Below are 18,325 nucleotides of genomic sequence, written 5' to 3' on the forward strand. Positions count from 1 at the left end.
GCTGACCGGCACCGTCCTGGCCGCCTTCGTGCTGATCCTGTGCGGCTCCGTGCTGGCCACGGGTAGACTGGACCGCACGGCGGACGAGCCGGCCGGGCGGTCGCGTCGGGATCTCCACGATCCCGCCGAGGAACGTCCGGGCTCCACAGGGCAGGGTGGTAGGTAACACCTACCTGGGGCGACCCACGGGAAAGTGCCACAGAAAACAGACCGCCGGGGGCCACGGCCACCCGGTAAGGGTGAAACGGTGGTGTAAGAGACCACCAGCGCCCAGGGTGACCTGGGCGGCTTGGTAAACCCCACCCGGAGCAAGGTCAAGAGGGGCCCGGAAGGGCCCTGCGCGGACGACTGAGGGCTGCCCGCCCGAGTCCGCGGGTGGACCGCACGAGACCGGTGGCAACACCGGCCCCAGATGGATGGCCGCCTCCCCCGCACGCCGCAAGGCCACGGGGCGACAGAACCCGGCGTACAGGCCGACTCGTCCGCCGCCTACGATCGCGACGCGCGGGTGGGTGCAGGTGTTGTTCCAGGTCTCTCGGAGACTGCGTGTGGGGCGTGCCGGCCGGAGGCACCGAGTCTCGTCGCGCCGCAGTGCGTGCGCTTGGCGATCTCCTTCTCGGATAGTGCCCGCGGTCCGAGGGGGAAGAGCTCAACGGTGACCAGGGCCTCGGCGAGCTGGTTCCGTTGCGGCGCACGCGGCTATCCGCGCGCCGAGCCGGTCCGTGCGGGCCTGGTAGGCGTCCGGATCGGTCAGCGGCGTAGATCCGGGCCTGCTGGGCTGTCTCCCCTCTTCCGCTGAAGCGACGGAGCGCGTGCACCACCTCGCCCGGGCCGAGCTGAGCGACCCGGCGAACCTCCCGCCGTCGGCTTCTCCCTGGGCGGGTCGTGCGTGACTTCGGCGACGCCAGGGGGACTGCTCAACTGAGCCCCCACAAGCACGGGGACAGCCGGGATAGAGTTCCATCGGGTTCTGCGAGGTGACCTCATCAACCGATCAACTGGACACCGAGCTGTGGTGGTTCGGAACCTCAAGCACACACGCGACACGCGGATCGCACCGAAGGAAAATGCCGGAGATGGGCGCGATGTCTGCCGCCACGAGGGTGACGGCCGGTCGACTGACCGCTATCACCCCAGTTCAGAAGCCGTGGCGGCCGTCCTCCGGGACGGCCGAGGATCGCAAGTGCGTGCTGCGCAGCGCGGCGGAACGGGCGGCCGCGGGTGGCGGTCACCCTCCGGGGCGGCCGAGGATCGCAACTGAGCAGTTACCATTATTGGTAACTGCTCCTACCAAGTGGCGGTCACCCTCCGGGGCGGCCGAGGATCGCAACCGCAGAGTCTGCTGGAAATCCGCCAGCGTCATCGGGTGGCGGTCACCCTCCGGGGCGGCCGAGGATCGCAACCCGATTGCGTCGCCGTCTGGCACACGCGACTTGGACTGTGGCGGTCACCCTTCGGGGCGGCCGAGGATCGCAACCGTTCACAGCCACAGCACTGCGCACCGTCAGTCCTTGCCCAGGAGGTCCGCCGGGAAGGCGCCGTTCTTGCGGGCGGTTGTGCTGAGGGCGGTGGCCAGTTCGGTCAGCCGGGCCACGCCTTCGGCGCCCAGGTGCTCGTACGGGGCCGCGTCCAGACGGTCGGTCTCGGCCTCGATGTCCTTGCGCAGCCGTTTGCCCGCCTCCGTCAGCTCGTTGCCGGCGGTGAGCACCCCGCGGTCGCGCAGCCGCTGCCGGCCCGACTCCCACTGCTCGGCGCTGATGCCGCGGGTCCGCAGGAGCCACTTGGGGGACATACCCTGACCGGTCGCGGTGTGCGAGGCGAGCGCCTCGACCGGGTCGAGCCCGGCGCCGACCAGGGTCATCAGGTGGCCGTCGCCGCGGTGTTCGCGCAGCAGCGTGGCGGCGTGCCACAGCGCCAGGTGCGGGGCGTCGGGCACGGGCAGATCGGCGTTGGCCGAGTACAGGGGGCGCGCCTGGCGCGTGCACGCCTCGGTGGCGCGCAGCGCCAGCTCCGCGGCCTCGGCCACCGCCTCGGAGGCTACGACCTCCTCGCCCAGCAGCCGGCGCAGCGTCGAGTCGGCGGCCCGCAGCCGGGCTTCCAGGGCGGCTTCGGGGGAGACCACGTCCCACGCGGCCGGGATGTGCCGGGCGATCAGCTCATGGCTGAAGTTGAAGAAGGTCGCGGTGACGGTGCCCGCGCACACCCGTCCCAGCGGCGCCGCGCGGCCGACGAAGTAGGTGGCCGCGGTGTTCTTCAGTCCCAACTCGGCGAGTTCCTCGCCGAAGTCCGGGGAGAAGTAGATGGCGGCGTGGATCTGGTTGACGACGCCGTAGCAGCGACGAGCGGCGAGGTCGGGGAGAGTGGCCATGGGCCGCACGTTACCGACCGGTGTCCCATCCGGTTTTCCGGGCCCCGCCGAGATCGGCGGCATCAGGCCCGCGACGGGCTCTCAGGCCGGGTCGGTGATGTCATCGAACTCGTCATGCCTCTGGAGGTACTTCGCGACGTAGGGGCAGACCGGCACGATGCGTTTGCCGGCGGTGCGTGTGTCGGTGAGTGCCTGCTGGACGAGGAGGGAGGCCAGGCCCTGACCGGCGAAGGCGTCGTCGATTTCCGTGTGGTGGAAGACTCGTTGGCCGTCTCGGTCGCGGTAGGCGGTGAAGCCGGCGAGGGTGCCGTCGAGCAGGATCTCGTAGCGGTGCCTGGCGTCGTTGCGTTCGACGGTCGGGGTGGTGCCGGGCTGTGTCATCGGGTGCCCTTCCGGGGTGGGTTCGCTCGCGGTTTGATGGTGGCGTTGGGCAGGGCGGGGGCGGGCAGCCGGTCTCCGTTGTAGCCCTCGACGGTGCCGAAGCGGTCGGTGCCGTCCTGCCAGGCGGTGCGGGCCTGGAGGATGTCGTCGTGGCTTCGGCCGATGAAGTTCCACCACATGACGATCTCCTCCTCGAAAGGCGGTCCGCCGAGCAGGAGCGTCCTGGCCGTTTTGTCGGAGGCGTTGGTCAGCGTGAGGGTGTCGTTCCCGGTGTCGAGGTAGCCCAGCTCCGCCGGGCCCAACTGGGTGTCGGCCATGCGGACGTGGCCGTGGTCGACGAGAAGGCCGTGCTCGAAGCCGCGATCCACGGCGAGGGTGGCCGTGGCGTGGGGCCGGAGGACGATCTCGGCGCCGAGCAGGGGGGTGAAGGTCCGTACCGGGGAGGTGGCCCCGGCGAGGGAGCCCAGGAAGACCCTGGCCTCGGCCCCGTCCAGCTGTAGGGGGTCGGGGATGTGGTGCTGGAAGTCCCGGGCGGCGTCGCGGTGTGCCTCGGGCAGTGCCACCCACAACTGGACGCCGTGCAGCACGGTGGCCCGCGCCGTGGAGACCTCGGAGTGGGCGATGCCGTGCCCGCCCGTCATGAGGTTCAGCTCTCCGCGCCGGACGAGGGCATGGCTGCCCAGGCTGTCCCGGTGCTCGATCTCGCCGCTGAACAGCCAGCTCACTGTCTGAAGGCCGGTATGCGGGTGCGGGGGAACGTCCATCCCGCTCGTGGCGGCGACATCGTCCGGGCCGTAGTGATCGACGAAGCACCAGGCCCCGATCAGCGTCCGGGCCCGCTGCGGCAGCGTGCGGCGCACCGTCATCGCCCGTGGGCCGCCCAGCGGGACCTCACGCGGGGCCAGTACCTCCACCCGCGGCAGCTGCGGCCGCGGTGTTCCCCGTTCGTCGCCGGCCGGTTCTCCGCAGCGAAGCACGGCCGGCTCCGTCTCGACGTTGCTCACCGCTGACCGCCTTCCACTCGATTGCCACATCTGGTTTATGTGTCAACTACTATTGGGTGGGTTGAATGTACACCCTGACCCGCCGCACCACGACACGGTGGAACGAGCGCGGCCGGCGGCGGCCCGAACAAGGAGCGCAGATTGAGCGACACGACCCCTGATCCCGCGGCTCGGCGGATCTTCATCGACAAGCAGAGCCCCGAGCCCTACCGCGCGCTGCTCCGGACCTCTGAAACGGTCCGCGCTGCCGCCGCCGACGCGGGCCTGGAACGCACGCTCGTGGAGCTGATCAACCTCCGCGTCTCGCAGATCAACGGCTGCCCCTACTGCCTCGACGTGCACACCAGGGCCGCGCTGCGCGGCGGCGAGACCACCCAACGCCTCGGCGTGCTGGCCGCCTGGCGGCACACGGAATTGTTCACGGCGCGCGAGCGCGCCGCCCTCGCCCTGGCGGAGGCCACCACCCAACCCGCGGACGACGCCGTCCAGGAGGCCGCCTACGCCACCGCCCGCCAGGCGCTCACCGACGACGAGATATCCGCGGCGATCTGGGTGGCGATCACCATCAACGCCTTCAACAGGGTCTCGATCATGAGCAGGCATCCCGTGCGCAAGAGTTCCCAGTAGCCACCGAGGTGACCCGCGCCCCGGGCCCTCCGGCCGCGTGCCGGGCTCGCCGTTCCGCCCGGTCGTCGGCGGAGTGGGGAGACACCGCCATAGTGCCCCAGTCGCACATGGAACTGAGCGCGGGGCGCGTCCGCTTCGTCGGACCGGCCGGGCCACCCGGGGCAGCGTTCTCCGCCGCCACCGCCGCGACCCTCGGCCCGGCCGTGTGAGGCGGTCCTCCGCCCGGCGGCGATCAGGCGTCGGACGCTACCTGCTGGTCCGGGGAAGGGGCCTCGTTCAACCGGGTCATGATGCGCTCGGAGACCCGGGCGAGCACACTCAGCTCGGCCGGCGTCACGTGGTCGAGGAACAGGTCGCGAACGGCTTCGACGTGCCGGGGGGCCGCGGCCTCGATCGCCTTGCGGCCCGCCGGGGTGATGACCACGAACGCTCCACGGCCGTCCTCGGCGCACTCCTCCCGGGTCACCAGCCCGCGCTTTGCCATGCGGGTGATGTGGTGGGACATCCGGCTCTTCTCCCACTCCACCGACTTGGCCAGGTCCAGGAGGCGGCGCCGGCCGTCGGGCACGTCCGTGAGGGAGACAAGGGCCGCGAAGTCGGGGGCGGAGAGGCCGGACTCGGTCTGGAGCTGGCGCGACAGCCGGCCGGTGAGCTTCAGGTGCATGTCGATAAAGCTCCGCCAGGCCCGCTGCTCCGCTGGGCTCAGCCAGCGCGGCGTCTCGTTCATGTGAACGAGCATAGCGGCAAATGGTTGATTAATCACCTATCTGCTCGGTTGTGATATGCGGCTTCGCGCCATGCGAAGCGCGCAGGGGCTGTTGCGTCAGGAGGGGCCCGTCGAGTGCCGAAGGCGCGGCCGGTCCGGGGTGGAGGGGGTGCCGAACGTGGTCACGCCGACGTCCCTGCCGCGACCGGCGGCTGGGTGTCGGTGTTCGTGGATCTTGGTTGGCTGCCGTTCGGCGCGCGGCCGAGTATGGGGAGAGGAGCGGGAGTGAGTCCTCACTCATTGACGGAGTGAGGGCTCACTCCGTACTCTCGGGGGCATGACATCACCCAAGGAGAACCAGACCACCCGCCGCCGTGCCCCCGGCATGTCGCCGGAGCAGCGTCGCGCGATGATCATCCAGACCGCGATCCCGCTGATCACCGAGTACGGCGCCGCGGTGACCACCGCGAAGGTCGCCCGCGCCGCGGGCATCGGCGAGGGCACGATCTTCCGGGTCTTCGCCGACAAGGACGAGCTGCTGCAAGCCTGCCTGGCGGAGGCGCTCTCCCCAGAGCACGCGATCCGCGAACTCGGCACGATCGAGCTGTCCCAGCCGCTGCCCGACCGGCTCGCGGAGGCGGCCCAGGCGCTGCAGGCGCACCTGTCCCGAATGGGCGCGATCGCCGGCTCGCTGCACGCCTCCGGGCATCGCGGCGGCAAGCACCCCGGCACGGTGCGCGGCGCGGGCCGCGAGGAGTCGACGGCCCGCATCCGCGGGGCCCTCGCGGACCTGCTGGAGCCCGACAAGGCCGCGCTGCGCCGGTCGCCGGAGCAGATCGCGGCCCTCTTTTTCGGGCTGCTCTTCACCCAGCCGCATATGGAGGACGAGCCAGAGCTGACCACGCAGGAGCTGGTGGAGGTCTTCTTGCACGGCGCACTCGCGGGCGGCGCCAAATGAACGCGCGCAGACGACGTTTGGCGGTCACGGGCCTCGCGGCCCTGGCGCCTGTCCTGGTGTGGGTGGTCGCGGACCCGGTGCTGGGGCACCGGCTGCGGATCATCGACGGCGAGCAGACGCTCGACATCGGCGCGGTGCCGGTGGTGGTGGTCGCGCTGCTGGCGGCGCTCGTCGGCTGGGGGCTGCTGGCTGCCCTGGAGCGGTTCGGGGTACGGCACGCCCGCGCCGTCTGGACCGGGGTGGCCGTCGCGGTACTGGCCATGTCGTTCCTGCCGTTGACCGGCGACGGCATGGACGGCGGTACCCGGGCCGCGCTGGCGCTGATGCACCTCGCGGTGGCGGCGGTACTGATCCCGGGCCTGCGCACCAAGTACGCCGCGGACAGCACCGGATGCAGGCAGCCCTGCCTGACGAGCTCGTGATCGTTGGATCACGGTCGCGTGGTGGGGAACGCGACCCGTGCAGCGATCATCGGTGACCGGGCCGTCGGTGAGGTGTGGCCCCCGCGCACAGCCCGTCGCGGGGGCCCCTTTGCCGTGTGGGTGCCGGGCGCGTCGTAGTCTGGTCCGGCCAGTCGAGCTCCCCCGTGGAGTCAGGGAATCCGGTGCGAATCCGGGACTGACGCGCAGCGGTGAGGGGGACGGGCACGGCGACATGCCACTGGAGCGGTGCCGCTCCGGGAAGGCGCCGCGCACCGGACGATCCCGAGTCCGAAGACCTGCTGGCACTGGCGGCGACCGCCGCCAGGTCGACCGCGGGCTCCGCGTATGCGCCCCTGACCTCGAAGGACCGTGCCAGTGCCGATCTCTCCCGCCGTGCGCGATCGACGTGACCGGTGCCCCGGCGCACTGCGTCCCTGGCCCGCAGAGGACGGGCTGCTGGTCCGCCTCCGGCTGCTCGGGGGCAGACTCCCCGCCCGCGGCCTGCGAGCGCTGCTGGCGATCGGCGAACGGTGGGGCGACGGGCGGGTCCACCTCACCTCACGCGCCAATGTGCAGGTCCGCGGGCTGCCTTCGGACGGCGGCGCACTCACCCCCGAGGTGCTGGCGGCGATCGAGGCGACCGGGCTGCTGCCCTCGCGGTCGCACGAACTGGTCCGCAACATCATGGTCTCCCCGCAGACCGGGCTGGCCGGCGGGCGGGCGGACCTGCGCGGCGTCGCCGCCGGACTCGACGCCGCGCTGCTCGCGCAGGCCCGTCTCGCGCACCTCCCCGGCCGCTTCCTCTTCGTACTCGACGACGGCCGCGGCGATCTCCTCGACCGGCCGTGCGACCTCGGTCTCGTGGCGCTGAACGGCACGACGGCGCAACTGCGGATCGGCGCGGCCCTGGGCCCCGTGGTGCCGCTGGGCGACGCCGCCGACGCGGTCACCGAACTCGCCCTCGCGTTCCTGCGCGCCAGGGGCGAAGGACCGGCCGCGCCGTGGCACGTGCGCGAGCTGGCCGTTCCCCTCGCCGCGCCCACCGGGCCCGACCCGGCCCTGCCGCGTGCGAGGGCGCCCCTCCCGTACGGCGACGTCCCCGGCGGCCGGCACGTCGGCATCGCCGGCGGCACGCTGACCCGCGGCCAGGTGGACGAACTGGCCGCCACCGGCGCCGACCTCGTCGTCACACCCTGGCACGGCGTGCTGGTCCCCGCCGCCGAGGTCGCCGCATGAACGTCCTCGGCCGCCCGCGGCGCCACTACGACTACCTCGACAACGGCCAGGAGATCTACGCCGACTCCTTCGCGACCATCCGGCGCGAGGCGCGGTTCGACGGGCTTCCCGCCGAGGCCGAAAGGCTCGCCGTCCGCATGATCCACGGCAGCGGCCAGGTCGACCTGGTGGACGACCTCGTCGTCCACCCCCGGCTCGTCCCGGCCGCACGGCAGGCACTGGAGGCGGGCGCACCGATCCTGTGCGACGCCACCATGGTCGCCACGGGCGTCACCGCGAGCAGGCTGCCCGCCCGCAACGACGTGCTCTGCTTCCTGAACGACCCGCGGGTGCCCGCGCTCGCGCGCGACTGGTCGACCACGCGGAGCGCGGCGGCCGTGTCGCTGTGGGAACCCCGCCTCGCGGGCGCGGTCGTGGCGATCGGAAACGCCCCCACGGCACTCTTCCACCTGCTGGAGATGCTCCTCGACGGCGCGCCCCGGCCGGCCGCGATCCTCGGCTGCCCGGTCGGCTTCGTCGGCGCGGCCGAGTCCAAGCAGGCACTGACCGATCTCGCCGCCGACCACGGCATCGACGTCCCGTACGCCACCGTGCGCGGACGCAGAGGCGGTTCCGCCATGACGTCATCGGCCCTGAACGCGCTGGCACAGGAGGCGGAGTGAACGACACGACGAAGGGCCGCCTCTACGGCGTCGGCGTCGGCCCGGGCGACCCCGAACTGATCACGCTCAAGGCCGCACGCCTCATCGCCGCCGCCGATGTCGTGGCCTACCACTCCGGCGCGGGCAAGCGGTCCAACGCCCGCCGCATCGCCGGTGACCTGATCCCCGCCACGGCCGTCGAGGAGGAACTGGTCTATCCCGTGACCGTCGGCACCACCGACCATCCGCTCGGCTACGAGGGCGCGTTGGCCGACTTCTACGAGACCTCCGCGGCGCGGCTCGCGGGGCACCTCGACGCGGGCCGGAACGTCGTTCTGCTGGCGGAGGGCGATCCGCTGTTCTACGGCTCGTACATGTACATGCACGACCGGCTCGCCGAGCGCTACGCCGCGGAGATCGTGCCGGGCATCCCGGCGTTCGCCGCGGCCACCGTGGCCGCGGGTTCCCCGCTGGTGCGGCAGACGGACGTGCTCACCGTGCTGCCCGGCACGCTGCCCGAGGCGGAGCTCGCCCGCCGGCTGGCCGACACCGACGGCGCCGTCATCATGAAGCTCGGCCGCACCTTCCCCGCCGTCCGCCGCGCCCTGGCCACCGCCGGGCGACTCGACCACGCGCTCTACGTCGAACGGGCCTCGATGCCGGGGGAGCGCCGGCTGCCGGTCGGCGAGGTCGCCCCGGAGACCGTTCCCTACTTCTCCCTCATCCTCGTCACCGGCGACAGCCGCAACGGCCGCCGCTCGCGCACGAAGGCCGCGGCGCGCCCCGCCGAGACCGGCACGACCGCCGAGACCGGCACGACCGCCGAGACCGGCACGACCGCCGAGACCGGCACGACCGCCGAGACCGGCACGACGCCGTCGGCGCCGTCCTCGCCTGCCGAGCTGCTCGTGGTCGGCCTCGGGCCAGGACCCCGGGAGTGGCTCACCCCGGAGGCGACCGCGGCCCTCGCCACGGTCGACCATGTGGTCGGCTACCGCGCCTACGTCGACCGGGTGCCCCGGCGCGCCGGCCTGGCACGGCACGCCTCGGGGAACACCGTCGAGGCCGACCGCGCCCGGTTCGCCCTCGGCCTGGCCCGCGACGGCGAGAAGGCCGCCGTCGTCTCCGGCGGCGACTCCGGGGTCTTCGGGATGGCCGCGGCCGTCTTCGAGGCGGCCGAGGACCCCGCCTACGCCGACGTGCCCATCCGTGTCCTGCCCGGCGTCAGCGCCCTACAGGCGGTCGCCGCGCGGGCCGGGGCGCCGGTCGGCGCCGACTTCGCCGTCGTCTCCCTCTCCGACCGGCTCAAGCCCTGGGAGGTCGTCGAACGGCGGCTGCGCGCCGTCGCCGAGGCCGACCTGGTCCTCGCCGTCTACAACCCCGCGTCCCGCTCCCGCACCACCCAGGTCGCCGAGGCACGGCGCGTTCTGCTGGCGCACCGCAAGCCCGAGACGGTCGTCGTCGTCGGCCGTGACATCGGCCGGGCCGGGGAGACCCTCACCGTCACGACCCTGGGCGAGCTCGAACCGGACACCATCGACATGAAGTGCCTGATCGTCGTCGGCGCCTCCGCCACCCGCGTCACCCCTTCCGGCCGGGTCTGGACACCGAGGTGGGTCGCGTCATGACCGTCCACTTCGTCGGCGCGGGCCCCGGCGCGGCCGATCTGCTCACGGTCCGCGCGACCCGCCTCCTCGCCGCGGCCGACCTGGTCCTCTACCCGGGCACCTACCTCGATGCCGAGGTGCTCGCCCACTGCGGCCCGACGGCCGAACTCGTCGACACCCAGCACCTCGACCTCGACCGGATCGTGGACCTCCTCGCCCGGGGGGCCGCCGCGGGCCGGCAGGTCGTCCGCCTGACGTCGGGCGACCCCTCCCTCTACTCCGCCCTCGCGGAACAGACCCGCCGGCTCTCCGCCGCCGGGGTGGCCTGGGACGTCACGCCCGGCGTGCCCGCGTACGCCGCCGCCGCCGCGCTCGTCGGCCGGGAGCTGACCGTTCCGCTCGTCGCCCAGTCGGTGGTCCTCACCCGCACCCGGGCGCGTTCGACGGCGATGCCGGAGAGCGAGTCGCTCGGCCGGTTCGCCGCGACCAGGGCGTCGCTGGTCCTGCACCTGGCGATCCGCCGCATCCGTGCGCTGATGACCGAGATCGAGCCCGAATACGGCGGCGACTGCCCCGTCGTGGTGGTCCACCGGGCCAGCCAGCCGGGCGAACTGGTCCTGCGGGGCACCGTCGCCACCATCGCCGATGCCGTCGAACGGGCCGGGCTGCGGCAGGCCGCCGTCATCCTCGTCGGGCGGGCCCTGGGAGGCGAAGGCGGCGAGTCGTACCTCTACGACCGCTCCCGCGACCGCACCGGCCTCAACGACCGCACCGGCCTCAACGACCGCACCGGCCTCAACGACGGCGCGTCCAGGCCCACTGGGTGACGGTCCGCGCCGGTGTCCAGCCCGTGAACGCGCCGAGCGGCGCCGCGCTCTCCACGGCCAGCCGGGACAGCTCGCCGCCGTGCAGCAAGTAGGCGTCGGCGAGCACCCGTTCGGTCTCCAGCGTCACGCCGTGGACCACCAGCCGCCCGCCCGGGCGCAGCGCGCCGAGGCAGGCGTCGAGGACCCCGGGACGGGTCGCCCCGCCGCCCACGAAGACCGCGTCAGGCGCCGGCAGGCCCGCCAGCGCCTCCGGCGCCGTGCCCTCGACCACGGTGAGCGTGGGAACGCCGAGCCGTTCCGCGTTCCGCCGGACCCGCGCCGCCCGTTCCCCGCGGGTCTCGACCGCGGTCGCCCGGCAGGTGGGATGGGTGCGCAGCCATTCGATGCCGACAGAACCGGCCCCCGCACCCACGTCCCACAGGTGCCCCCCGGGCGCAGGCGCGAGCCGCGCGAGCGCGGCCGCGCGCAGGTCGCGCCGGGTGAGCTGACCGTCGTGCTCGTACGCCTCGTCCGGCAGCCCGGTGGCCCAGCTGACGCCGGGGCCGCGCAGGTCCAGGGCGAGCACGTGCAAGGCCGGTACGTCGGACGGCGGGTCGGCGAGCCAGCCGTTCGCCGTCGCCGCCGCACGCGACTCCGTGGCCGCGCCGAGGTCGCCGAGGACCGTCACCGTGCTCTCGCCGTACCCGGCGCCGGCCAGGAGACCCGCCACCACGCCGGGGGCGGACCGGCCGGCGGAGAGGACCAGGACGCGGTGGCCCGGGGCGAGCGAACGCAGCAGCAGGTGCGCGTCGCGGCCGACGACCGTGACGACCTCGCTGCTCTCGGCGGACCAGCCCATCCGGGCCCGCGCCAGGGCCACGGAGGAGACCGCCGGCTCGATCAGGACCGCCCCGGCGCCCAGCACCTCCACCAGGGTCGTGCCGACGCCGGACACCATCGGGTCCCCGGAGGCGAGGGCGACCACCGGTGCGGTGCCGAGCGAGTCGAGCAGGGCCGGCAGCCCCGCCCGCAGCGGCGAGGGCCAGGTCTCGCGCCGCTGCCCCGCCACGGGCGGCACCAGGCCCAGATGCCTGCTGCCGCCCAGGACGGTGCCGGCGCCGCGCACGACGCCCCGCAGCCGTTCGGGCAGCCCGTCCCAGCCGTCCGCGCCGATGCCGACCACCGTGATCCGCGGCCGGAGCGCAGGGCCCGCGGGGACTCCCGTGGCGTTCACCATGGAACGAGACGCTATCGTGAACGCCGGAAGGCACGAGGTGCCCCAGTGGCCCAGCCATCGGAAACGGTGGGGCAGGCCGGTGGGGAGAATCTGGGAAGCCGGTGAGACTCCGGCACAGGCCCGCTGCGGTGAACCGAGCCCGCTCACGACGAGCAGGGACCCGGCAAGTCCGAAGACCGGCCTCGCGCCCGAGCACTTGGGTCAGGACAGGCCCAGAGGATGGCGAAGCGAGCGGGAGCCTCACATGCCGGCGCAGTACCCCTTTTCCGCAGTTCTCGGCTGCGACACCGAGCACCCCGACGGACTCGACGACATGGGTCTCGCACTGATCCTCACCACCGTCGCCCCCGAGATAGGCGGCGTTCTCGTCCGGGGCGAGAAGGGCACCGCCAAGTCGACCGCGGTGCGCGCGCTCGCGGCCGTGCTGCCGCCCATCGACGTCGTGGCGGGCGACCGCTTCGCCACCGACCCGAACGACCCGGGGGCCGCCTCGCCCGACGGCCCCTTCCCGGCGGACGCCGCCACCGAGACGCGGCCCGTCCGCCTCGTCGAACTGCCGGTCGGCGCCACCGAGGACCGCGTCCTCGGCTCGCTGCACCTGGAACGCGCGCTGGCGCACGGCAAGGTCGAGTACGAGCCCGGCCTGCTCGCCCGCGCCCACCGCGGCATCCTCTACGTCGACGAGGTCAACCTGCTCCACGACCACCTCGTCGACCTGCTGCTCGACGCCGCCGCGATGGGCCGCGCCACCGTCGAACGGGACGGCGTCTCCGTCGAGCACGCCGCCCGGTTCGTGCTCATCGGCACGATGAACCCGGAAGAAGGCGAGCTGCGGCCGCAGTTGCTCGACCGGTTCGGGCTGACCGTCGAGGTCGCCGCCCCGCGGGACCCGCGCCTGCGCGCCGAGGTGGTCAGGCGGCGGATCGCCTACGACACCGAGCCCCGCACGTTCGCCGAGCGCTACCGGGCCGCTGATGCCGCGCTCACGGCGCGGATCGCGGCGGCGCGCGAACGGGTCGGGAAGGTGCGCCTGGGCGAGCCCGCGCTGCTCAAGATCGCCGAGGTGTGCGCCGCCTTCGAGGTCGACGGGCTGCGGGCCGACATCGTCACCGCCCGCGCCGCCGTCGCCCACGCCGCGTGGGAGGGCCGCGACGAGGTGACCCGCGCGGACATCCGCCGGGCCGCGATCCTCACGCTGCCGCACCGCCGGCGCCGCAAGCCGTTCGACGCCCCCGGCCTCGACGAGGACCTTCTCGACCAGCTCCTCGGCGACACCGAGCCGCCCCCGCAACCGCAACCGCCCCAAGGCCCCGAGGACCCGATACCGCCGGATCGCGGCGACGGCGATGGTGCCGGGTCCGGCGACGGCAGCGATGACGGGGCCGGGGACGGGGACGGCCCGCCGGGTGACGGCCCCGGCCAGGACGCGCCGGGCGCTCCGGCGGCCACCGCGCCGGACACGGACGCCGGCCACCCGGCCGTGCCGGCCTCGACGCCCTACCGGCCCCGGCTGCTGACCGTCCGCGGCCTCGGCCACGGCGCCGCCGGGCGGCGCAGCCGGGCCCGTGCCGCCATCGGCGCCCGGGTCGGTGCACGCCGCGCCGACGGAACGTCCGGGTCCCTCGACCTCGTGGAGACCCTGCGGGCCGCGGCCGGCGGCGGCAGGACCGCGCGCCGAACGGCCGGCGGTCGGCCCCACCTGCGCCCGGAGGACCTGCGGCACACCGTCCGGGAGGGCCGCGAGGCCAACCTGGTGATGTTCTGCGTCGACGCGTCCGGCTCCATGGCCGCACGCAAACGCATGACGCAGGTGAAGACCGCGATCCTCTCGCTCCTGCTCGACGCCTACCGGCGCCGGGACAAGGTCGGCCTGGTGACGTTCCGGGGCCGGCAGGCCGAACTCGTCCTGCCGCCGACCCACTCGGTGGAGATCGCCGCCCGCCGCCTCGACGAACTGCCGGCCGGCGGCCGGACCCCGCTGGCCGAGGGCCTCCTCGAATCCGCCCGCGTCCTGCGTCGGGAACGGCTCCGCGACCCGCGCCTGCGCCCCCTGCTCGTCGTCGTCACCGACGGCCGGGCCACGGGAGGTCCCGACGCGGTCGCCCGGTCGCGCCAGGCGGCGGAGTACGTCGCCGCGTCGGGCGTCACCTCGGTGGTCGTCGACGGCGAGACCGGCCCGCTGCGGCTCGGCCTGGCCGCCGACCTCGCGCACCGGCTCGGCGCCGAACACCTGCCGGTCACCGAGGTCAGCGCCGAGGCGCTCGCCGGGAGCGTCCGCGACCGCACCGGTGGCCTGAGGGGGGCTGCCTGATGCCGCAGGGCCGGCCCCCGACCGTCCCCGACGACGGTCTGACCACGCGGCAGCGGCGCAGGCGCCCCCTGGTCGTCGTCCACACGGGCGAGGGCAAGGGCAAGTCGACCGCCGCCTTCGGCCTCGCGCTCCGCGGCTGGAACCAGGGCTGGCGCATCGGGGTCTTCCAGTTCGTCAAGTCCGCGAAGTGGCGCGTCGGCGAGCAGGACGTTCTGGAGCGGCTCGGCCGGCTCCACGCCGAGACCGGCGAAGGCGGGCCCGTCGAGTGGCACCGGATGGGCGCGGGATGGTCCTGGGCCAGGAAGCGGGGCGACGCCGACGACCACGCCGCTGCCGCCGCCGAGGGGTGGGCGGAGATCAAGCGGCGCCTGGCCGCGGAGACCCACGATCTGCTCGTGCTCGACGAGTTCACCTACCCCATGGCCTGGGGCTGGGTCGACGTCGACGACGTCGTCCGCACGCTGGCCGGGCGGCCGGGCCACCAGCACGTCGTCGTCACCGGGCGCCGGGCCGACCCGAGGCTGGTCGAGGCCGCCGATCTGGTCACCGACATGACCAAGGTCAGGCATCCGATGGACGCGGGGCAGAAGGGCCAGCGGGGCATTGAGTGGTGAGACAGGGGTGCGGCTGCCGCGGCTGATGGTCGCCGCTCCCGCCTCGGGACAGGGCAAGACCACCGTCGCCACCGGCCTGATGGCCGCCCTGCGCGCGGCCGGGCACGAGGTCAGCGGCCACAAGGCAGGCCCTGACTACATCGATCCCGGGTACCACGCGCTGGCCACCGGCCGTCCGGGCCGCAACCTCGATCCGCACCTCGTCGGCGAGAGCCGCGTCGCCCCGCTCCTGCTGCACGGCGCCGCGGGGGCCGACATAGCCGTGATCGAGGGGGTGATGGGGCTCCACGACGGCCGGCTCGGAACGGAAGGCTTCGCCTCGTCCGCGCACGTCGCCACGCTGACCCGCACGCCCGTCGTGCTCGTCATGGACGTCGCCGGGCAGTCCAGGTCCGTCGGCGCCGTGGCGGCGGGCATGGCCGCGTACGATCCCGGGGTCCAGGTGGCCGGAGTCGTGCTCAACCGGGCAGGATCGGCCCGCAACACCGCCGAGATCGAACGGTCGCTGGAACGCGCCGGGCTTCCCGTCCTCGGGGTCGTGCCCCGCGACGACCGCCTGTCCGCGCCGTCGCGCCACCTGGGTCTCGTTCCGGCCGCGGAACGCGACGACCCGGCGCGGCTGATCGCGCGCCTCGGCGAGCGGCTGGCCCGGTACCTCGACCTCGACGCGCTCCTGGCCGCCGCCCGCGCGGCCCCCGGCCTCGGCACCTGGCCCTGGGAGCCGGGACGCGAGGTCGTCGCGGCCGGGGACCGGCGCCCGGTCGTCGCCGTCGCGGGCGGCCGTGCCTTCACGTTCCGGTACGCGGAGACCGAGGAACTGCTGACGGCGGCCGGATGCGCGGTGGTCACCTTCGACCCGCTCACCGACACCGAACTCCCCGCGGGCACCCGGGGGATCTATCTCGGTGGCGGCTTCCCCGAGGTCTACGCGGCCGGCCTCGCCGCCAACCGCGCCCTCCTGCACGACCTGCGCACCGCCGTGCGCCGCGGCATCCCCACCGTCGCCGAGTGCGCGGGGCTGCTCTACCTCGCCGCGTCCCTCGACGGCGCCGAGATGGCCGGGGTCCTGCCGACGGCGACCGCCATGACCGACCGGCTCACCCTGCGCTACGCCGTCGCGACCGCCGCCACCGGCAGCCTGCTCACCCGGGCCGGCGAACGGGTCACCGGCCACGAGTTCCACCGCACGCAGGCCACGCCCGCGGCCGGCACCGTTCCGGCCTGGCGGATCGACGGCGAGGCCACCGGGTTCGCGTCGGCCACGTGCCACGCCTCGTACCTGCACGTCCACTGGGCCGGCCACCCCCGGCTCGCGCAGCGCTTCGCCGACGCCGTCCACGCCGCGGCACCGCACGTCACGGCCCGCCCCGTCGCCGCGCCCCGCCCTCCACCGGCGCCCGGCGGGAGCGAGCCGGTGCCGGACCCGCTGCGCCACCACGGGGACCGAGAGACGGGCCCAGGACTGATCGACTTCGCCGTCAACGTGTACGACGGCGGGCGGCCGGAGTGGCTCGACCGGGCGCTGCGCCGAAGCCTCGACCGGGTGGCCGACTATCCCGATCCGGCACCGGCCAGGGCCGCGGTGGCCGAACGCCACGGACGCCACGGTGACGAGGTGCTGCCCACGGCCGGTGCCGCCGAGGCGTTCACCCTCGTCGCGCGCCTGCGCGACTGGAAGCGCCCGGTCGTCGTCCACCCCCAGTTCACCGAGCCGCACGCCGCGCTCGAACAGACCGGCCACCACGTCACGCCCGTTCTCTGCCGTCCCGACCGCGGATTCCGGCTGGACCCGGCGGACGTGCCGGAGGAGGCGGACCTCGTCGTCATCGGCAACCCGACCAACCCGACGGGTGTGCTCCACCCGGCCGAGGTGGTGCGCGGCCTGCGGCGCGCGTGGCGCCTTGTCGTCGTCGACGAGGCGTTCATGGACGCCGTTCCCGGCGAGCGGGAGTCGCTGGTCGGGGAACGCCTGGCCGGGGTCGCCGTGATCCGCAGCCTCACCAAGCACTGGTCCATCCCCGGCGTGCGCGCCGGGTACGTGGTCGCCGGCCCCGGGGTGATCCGCGAACTGGCGGCCCACCAGCCGCCGTGGTCGGTGTCGACGACGGCCGTCGACGCCACGGTCGCCGTCTGCTCCGCCGCGGCGGCATCCGAAGGACGTGACCGGGCCCGCGCTCTCGTCCGGTGGCGCGAGTACCTCGCGGGCGGGCTCCGCGAACGGGGCTTCGAAGTGGTCGAGTCCGCGGCGCCGTTCGTCCTCGCCCGCCTCGGCGATGGCATGCACCCGATGCTGCGCGCCCGCGGCATCGCGGTACGGAGAGCCGACACCTTCCCCGGTCTCGGCAGCGACTGGGTCCGCGTCGCGGCCCGGCCGCCGGAGCGCACCCGGCGGCTTTTCGCCGCCCTGGACGCACCCGCCCCGGACGCACCGCTCCCCCCGCCGGTGGCCGCCTCATGACGCCCGGCGCCTCCCGTGCCGCCGGGCTGCTGCTCGGCTTCGCCGCCGACCGGCTGCTGGGCGATCCGCGCCGCCACCACCCGGTGGCGGGCTTCGGCGCGGTGGCATCGGCCCTGGAGCGGCGGGTCCACGCCGACCGCCGTTCCCGCGGCCTGGCGTACACCGTCGCGCTCGTCGGGGGAGCGGCCCTGGCCGGCCGCGCCGCGGACCGCCTCGCCGAGCGGTGCCCGCTCGCCCATGCGGCGGTCACCGCGACCGCCGCGTGGGCGGTGCTCGGCGGCCGTTCCCTGGAACGGGAGGCGCTCGCCGTCCACGCCTGTCTCGACCGCGGCGACCTGCCCGCGGCACGGCTGCGGCTGACGCACCTGGTCGGGCGCGACACCAGCGGCCTCGACGAGCCCGGGATCGTCCGGGCCGTGGTCGAGTCCGTCGCCGAGAACACCTCCGACGCCGTCGTGGCGCCGCTGGTGTGGGGCGCGTTCGCCGGTGTCCCCGGGCTGCTCGGCTACCGCGCCGCCAACACCCTCGACGCCATGGTGGGTCACCGCACCCCCAGGCACGAGCGGTTCGGCTGGGCCGCGGCCCGGCTCGACGACCTGCTCAACCTGCCGGGCTCGCGGCTCGGCGGGGCCCTCGCCGCGGCGGCGGCGCCGGCCCGCGCGCGCCAGGCGCTGGCGGCCTGGCGGGCGGACGCCGCCGCCCACCCCAGCCCGAACGCCGGCGTCGTGGAGGCGGCATTCGCCGGATCGCTCGGCGTCCGGCTCGGCGGCACCAACCGCTACGGCACCAGGACCGAGCACCGCCCGGTCCTGGGCACCGGCCGCCGGGCCCGGCGCGCCGACGTTCCGCGGGCCGTCGTGCTCGCGAGGCGGGTTGGCACGGGCGCGGCGCTGCTGGCGGCCGGTGCCGCCTGGGCCCGCGGGCGCCGCGGGCGGACCCGGTGAGGCGG

General features: G+C 74.5%; 16 protein-coding genes, 1 other RNA gene, 1 CRISPR repeat array and 2 riboswitches. Of the genes, 12 read left to right on the forward strand and 5 right to left on the reverse strand.

Translation table 11 applies throughout. The features are described from left to right. The first annotated feature begins 84 nt into the window (after positions 1 to 84). An RNA gene (gene rnpB / locus STBA_RS27330) (RNase P RNA component class A) lies at positions 85 to 485 on the forward strand. 662 nt (positions 486 to 1,147) lie between these two features. Continuing rightward, positions 1,148 to 1,477: a CRISPR direct-repeat array (repeat unit 37 nt; unit sequence GTGGCGGTCACCCTCCGGGGCGGCCGAGGATCGCAAC). A 27-nt stretch (positions 1,478 to 1,504) separates the two neighbouring features. Here rnpB and STBA_RS27335 read toward each other — a convergent pair. The 3 genes from STBA_RS27335 to STBA_RS27345 form a co-directional block, all read right to left on the reverse strand. Continuing rightward, on the reverse strand, positions 1,505 to 2,368 hold the full coding sequence (locus STBA_RS27335; protein ID WP_077061747.1) for a hypothetical protein: 864 nt from the start codon (positions 2,366 to 2,368) through the stop codon (positions 1,505 to 1,507). Positions 2,369 to 2,449: 81 nt separating this feature from the next. Continuing rightward, positions 2,450 to 2,749, reverse strand: a complete 300-nt coding sequence (locus STBA_RS27340) for a GNAT family N-acetyltransferase (RefSeq protein ID WP_077061748.1) — start codon at positions 2,747 to 2,749, stop codon at positions 2,450 to 2,452. Then, a complete protein-coding gene (locus STBA_RS27345; protein ID WP_077061749.1) occupies positions 2,746 to 3,753 on the reverse strand; it encodes a pirin family protein in 1,008 nt (335 codons plus the stop codon). The genes STBA_RS27340 and STBA_RS27345 overlap by 4 nt, the downstream gene beginning before the upstream one ends. A 141-nt stretch (positions 3,754 to 3,894) precedes the next feature. On the opposite strand from STBA_RS27345, the gene STBA_RS27350 reads away from it, so the two are divergent. Next, positions 3,895 to 4,380 carry a carboxymuconolactone decarboxylase family protein gene (locus tag STBA_RS27350; protein WP_077061750.1) on the forward strand — a complete coding sequence of 162 codons (486 nt, stop codon included), beginning with the start codon at positions 3,895 to 3,897 and terminating at the stop codon, positions 4,378 to 4,380. Positions 4,381 to 4,612: 232 nt separating this feature from the next. On the opposite strand, the gene STBA_RS27355 is transcribed toward STBA_RS27350, so the two are convergent. Beyond that, positions 4,613 to 5,107, reverse strand: a complete 495-nt coding sequence (locus tag STBA_RS27355) for a MarR family transcriptional regulator (RefSeq protein ID WP_077063645.1) — start codon at positions 5,105 to 5,107, stop codon at positions 4,613 to 4,615. Between the two features lie 316 nt (positions 5,108 to 5,423). Here STBA_RS27355 and STBA_RS27360 point away from each other — a divergent pair, with 316 nt between their 5' ends. The 6 genes from STBA_RS27360 (at position 5,424) to STBA_RS27385 (ending at position 10,777) form a co-directional block, all read left to right on the forward strand. After that, positions 5,424 to 6,044, forward strand: a complete 621-nt coding sequence (locus STBA_RS27360) for a TetR/AcrR family transcriptional regulator (protein ID WP_077061751.1) — start codon at positions 5,424 to 5,426, stop codon at positions 6,042 to 6,044. Then, positions 6,041 to 6,466, forward strand: a complete 426-nt coding sequence (locus tag STBA_RS27365; protein WP_077061752.1) for a DUF6069 family protein — start codon at positions 6,041 to 6,043, stop codon at positions 6,464 to 6,466. The genes STBA_RS27360 and STBA_RS27365 overlap by 4 nt, the downstream gene beginning before the upstream one ends. Positions 6,467 to 6,598: 132 nt before the next feature. Beyond that, a riboswitch (cobalamin riboswitch) is annotated at positions 6,599 to 6,785 on the forward strand. Between the two features lie 56 nt (positions 6,786 to 6,841). After that, positions 6,842 to 7,702 (forward strand): hypothetical protein, encoded by an 861-nt coding sequence (locus tag STBA_RS27370; RefSeq protein ID WP_216355980.1) that lies wholly within the window; start codon positions 6,842 to 6,844, stop codon positions 7,700 to 7,702. Beyond that, positions 7,699 to 8,364 carry a precorrin-8X methylmutase gene (locus tag STBA_RS27375; RefSeq protein ID WP_077061753.1) on the forward strand — a complete coding sequence of 222 codons (666 nt, stop codon included), beginning with the start codon at positions 7,699 to 7,701 and terminating at the stop codon, positions 8,362 to 8,364. The genes STBA_RS27370 and STBA_RS27375 overlap by 4 nt, the downstream gene beginning before the upstream one ends. Beyond that, positions 8,361 to 9,971 (forward strand): precorrin-2 C(20)-methyltransferase, encoded by a 1,611-nt coding sequence (locus STBA_RS27380; RefSeq protein ID WP_077061754.1) that lies wholly within the window; start codon positions 8,361 to 8,363, stop codon positions 9,969 to 9,971. The genes STBA_RS27375 and STBA_RS27380 overlap by 4 nt, the downstream gene beginning before the upstream one ends. Then, the gene (locus STBA_RS27385; protein WP_171987798.1) at positions 9,968 to 10,777 is read left to right on the forward strand and encodes an SAM-dependent methyltransferase; all 810 of its coding nucleotides are present in this window, start codon (positions 9,968 to 9,970) and stop codon (positions 10,775 to 10,777) included. The genes STBA_RS27380 and STBA_RS27385 overlap by 4 nt, the downstream gene beginning before the upstream one ends. Here the strand turns inward: STBA_RS27385 and cbiE are convergent. Further along, positions 10,746 to 11,993, reverse strand: a complete 1,248-nt coding sequence (cbiE, locus tag STBA_RS27390; RefSeq protein ID WP_077061756.1) for a precorrin-6y C5,15-methyltransferase (decarboxylating) subunit CbiE — start codon at positions 11,991 to 11,993, stop codon at positions 10,746 to 10,748. The two genes, STBA_RS27385 and cbiE, sit on opposite strands and share 32 nt — an antisense overlap. 52 nt (positions 11,994 to 12,045) lie before the next feature. Then, positions 12,046 to 12,193: riboswitch (cobalamin riboswitch) on the forward strand. A 44-nt stretch (positions 12,194 to 12,237) separates the two neighbouring features. On the opposite strand from cbiE, the gene STBA_RS27395 reads away from it, so the two are divergent. From STBA_RS27395 to STBA_RS27410, 4 genes are read left to right on the forward strand one after another with little or no spacing between them, the layout of a single operon-like run. Further along, a complete protein-coding gene (locus STBA_RS27395; RefSeq protein WP_077061757.1) occupies positions 12,238 to 14,304 on the forward strand; it encodes a VWA domain-containing protein in 2,067 nt (688 codons plus the stop codon). Then, positions 14,304 to 14,918 (forward strand): cob(I)yrinic acid a,c-diamide adenosyltransferase, encoded by a 615-nt coding sequence (gene cobO / locus STBA_RS27400; protein WP_077061758.1) that lies wholly within the window; start codon positions 14,304 to 14,306, stop codon positions 14,916 to 14,918. Before STBA_RS27395 ends, cobO begins: the two co-directional genes overlap by 1 nt. Further along, positions 14,908 to 17,376, forward strand: a complete 2,469-nt coding sequence (locus STBA_RS39560) for a cobyrinate a,c-diamide synthase (RefSeq protein WP_216355981.1) — start codon at positions 14,908 to 14,910, stop codon at positions 17,374 to 17,376. The genes cobO and STBA_RS39560 overlap by 11 nt, the downstream gene beginning before the upstream one ends. Beyond that, positions 17,373 to 18,320 carry a cobalamin biosynthesis protein gene (locus STBA_RS27410; protein ID WP_077061759.1) on the forward strand — a complete coding sequence of 316 codons (948 nt, stop codon included), beginning with the start codon at positions 17,373 to 17,375 and terminating at the stop codon, positions 18,318 to 18,320. The genes STBA_RS39560 and STBA_RS27410 overlap by 4 nt, the downstream gene beginning before the upstream one ends. The last annotated feature ends 5 nt before the right edge of the window (positions 18,321 to 18,325 follow it).

Source organism: Streptomyces sp. MP131-18, assembly GCF_001984575.1.
GTDB classification, from domain to species: Bacteria; Actinomycetota; Actinomycetes; order Streptomycetales; family Streptomycetaceae; genus Streptomyces; species Streptomyces johnsoniae.

Bases quoted from the DNA above. Each gene is read 5' to 3' on its own strand.
- STBA_RS27335 (WP_077061747.1), bottom strand. From the start codon at position 2,368: ATGGCCACTCTCCCCGACCTCGCCGCTCGTCGCTGCTACGGCGTCGTC.
- STBA_RS27340 (WP_077061748.1), bottom strand. From the start codon at position 2,749: ATGACACAGCCCGGCACCACCCCGACCGTCGAACGCAACGACGCCAGG.
- STBA_RS27355 (WP_077063645.1), bottom strand. From the start codon at position 5,107: ATGAACGAGACGCCGCGCTGGCTGAGCCCAGCGGAGCAGCGGGCCTGG.
- STBA_RS27360 (WP_077061751.1), top strand. From the start codon at position 5,424: ATGACATCACCCAAGGAGAACCAGACCACCCGCCGCCGTGCCCCCGGC.
- STBA_RS27365 (WP_077061752.1), top strand. From the start codon at position 6,041: ATGAACGCGCGCAGACGACGTTTGGCGGTCACGGGCCTCGCGGCCCTG.
- STBA_RS27375 (WP_077061753.1), top strand. From the start codon at position 7,699: ATGAACGTCCTCGGCCGCCCGCGGCGCCACTACGACTACCTCGACAAC.
- STBA_RS27385 (WP_171987798.1), top strand. From the start codon at position 9,968: ATGACCGTCCACTTCGTCGGCGCGGGCCCCGGCGCGGCCGATCTGCTC.
- cbiE (WP_077061756.1), bottom strand. From the start codon at position 11,993: ATGGTGAACGCCACGGGAGTCCCCGCGGGCCCTGCGCTCCGGCCGCGG.
- STBA_RS27395 (WP_077061757.1), top strand. From the start codon at position 12,238: ATGCCGGCGCAGTACCCCTTTTCCGCAGTTCTCGGCTGCGACACCGAG.
- cobO (WP_077061758.1), top strand. From the start codon at position 14,304: ATGCCGCAGGGCCGGCCCCCGACCGTCCCCGACGACGGTCTGACCACG.
- STBA_RS27410 (WP_077061759.1), top strand. From the start codon at position 17,373: ATGACGCCCGGCGCCTCCCGTGCCGCCGGGCTGCTGCTCGGCTTCGCC.